Genomic DNA, 1569 nt, shown 5'->3' with positions numbered 1-1569 from the left:
AACCGCCGCCATCCGCAGCACAAGGACATGGTCCGCTGGTATGGCGGCCCCTTCAACCCGGTGGACTTTGGCGAACCAGAGATCGCGGCGCGCGTCCGCGATCTTGCCACCCGGCGCAAGGTTTCCCTCGAGGCCTTCGCCCGCAGCCGTGCGCTGCGACAGCAATAGTTCCGAAGGTCAGCCCATATAGTTCGAGCGCACCGTCTTGCGCCGAGGCCCCTGTGGAGTCCCTGGAACACGCGCTGGCGTTGGTCCGCTCTCGGCCCGAATTGCGTCCCGGTCCGGGAACTGCCGCTCCAGATCCTGCCACCGGGCCTCCGGCCAGCGATCCGCGCCCGCGATCCAGGCGGCGGCGCGGGCGTAGACGCGGCAATCCAGCGCTTCGTTGCGCTCGCGCAGCTTCTGCCATTCGAGTTTGGCGAAGCCGCGCTTCGTGCGGACCGTCACCAGCTGTTCGGCCACGACCTGCTTCAGCCATTCGCTATCCACCCATGTCGGCAGGTGGATCGTGCCAGGCGGGAAGGTCGTGCCCTCGGCGCGTTCCTCGGTCGTCGGTCTCTCCAGCCGCAGGAAGCGGTAGGTTTCGGCCTTGAAGGTCGAGACCGCCACGGTCCAGAGCCGCGCGCCGCGCCGCAGGCGTTTCCCGCCCTCGGTCGCGTCGACGAAGGTCGGCCCCGACACCGGGCTCGAGCGGTTGAACCCCTCGACGCCCTTGACCGGCGATACCTGCGCGAAGCCTTGCGCCCGCGACCAGGAATAGACCGCCGGGGCCTCGTAGCCCGTGTCGATGGCGAGCCGCGCGATCCGAAGATGCGCGCCGCGTTCATGTGGCCAGCTACGGTCCAGAAGCGCGGTCAGCTCCGACCAGGCGTCGTGCCTGTCGGGCCCGCCCTCGATCACGACGTGGTCGACGAGCCAGCTTTCCAGACCACGGCCCCAGGCCCAGACATCGACCTCGATCCGGTCCTTCTGGACGTCGGCCCCGGCAGTCAGGAACAACCCGCCCGCTGGCACCGTGCCCGGTTTCCATGCCTCGCGCCGGTCGTAGAGCCGTTGCCAGTCCGGCGCTTCCCCGGTCTCGACCCATGTCTCGCCGAGGATCGTGTTGCGGAACGCCTTGATCGCCTCGTCCGACCCTTGGGCCGCCTCCCAGCCACGGGCAATGCGGGACCAGCTCAGCCAGCCGATCGGCGAATAGAGCGCCGAGAGATGGTAGCCGACCGTGGTCGGATCAGACGCCGTGGCGGTCGCCCGCCATGCGCCACCCTCCAGCATCGCCGTCTTGTGGTGCTCCGCGATTGCCGCGTCGCAGCCCTCGCAGTGATACTCGGCCGTCTCCGGACGTCCCTTCTGCCAGCGCAGCCGGTCGAACTTCAGCCATTGCATCGCGCCGCAATGCGGGCACGGCACGAAGTACCGCCGCTGATCGGAGGCCTCGTATTCCCGTTCGATCCGGCTCAGACCCCGGATGGTGGGCGTCGAGACCAGCAGCACCTTGCGCCGATGGGCGAAGGTCAGCGACCGCGCCTCGGCCAGCGTGACCGGGTCGCCTTCCTCGTCGGCCGAGGC

The 1569-nt window shown here is 69.0% G+C and carries 1 protein-coding gene; it reads right to left on the bottom strand.

All coding sequences use genetic code 11. The features are described from left to right. Positions 1-177: 177 nt before the first annotated feature. A partial coding sequence (locus G5V65_RS21775) for a phage terminase large subunit family protein (RefSeq protein ID WP_165054701.1) occupies positions 178-1569 on the bottom strand: 1392 nt, incomplete at its 5' end.

The organism is Paragemmobacter kunshanensis, assembly GCF_011059185.1.
GTDB lineage: Bacteria > Pseudomonadota > Alphaproteobacteria > Rhodobacterales > Rhodobacteraceae > Paragemmobacter > Paragemmobacter kunshanensis.
The sequence above is the reverse complement of the archived record's forward strand: the minus strand, read 5'-3'. Positions and strand labels throughout refer to the sequence as shown.